This is a genomic window from Actinomyces sp. AC-20-1 (assembly GCF_023369555.1).
GTDB lineage: Bacteria > Actinomycetota > Actinomycetes > Actinomycetales > Actinomycetaceae > Actinomyces.
Window position 1 is genome coordinate 1 of sequence record NZ_JACJVC010000041.1, and the last position, 440, is coordinate 440.

The following is a 440-nucleotide window of genomic DNA, read 5'->3' on the forward strand; positions in this document are numbered from 1 at the left end:
GTCTCAAGCAGCGTTTAACTGCTGAGCCGGTGCGTTTTGTTTATCAGCGCGATATGCCCAATGCGCTGGTTGAAGTGTTACGCGAAAAACTGACTATTTCCCGCTACGACTCCATCGTCCCCGGCGGTCGTTATCATAATTTTAAAGACTTTATTAATTTCCCCAATGTCGGCAAAGCCAATCTGGTGAACAAACCACTGCCGCGTTTACGCCATATTTGGTTTGATAAAGCCCAGTTCCGCAATGGTTTTGATGCCATTCGCGAACGCGATGTGTTGCTCTATTATCCTTATCACACCTTTGAGCATGTGCTGGAACTGCTGCGTCAGGCTTCGTTCGACCCGAGCGTACTGGCGATTAAAATTAACATTTACCGCGTGGCGAAAGATTCACGCATCATCGACTCGATGATCCACGCCGCACATAACGGTAAGAAAGTC

The 440-nt window shown here is 48.0% G+C and carries 1 protein-coding gene; it reads left to right on the top strand.

Annotated elements, in window-relative coordinates; all coding sequences use genetic code 11:
• A partial coding sequence (locus tag H6X67_RS11655; RefSeq protein ID WP_349305321.1) for a polyphosphate kinase occupies positions 1 to 440 on the top strand: 440 nt, incomplete at both ends.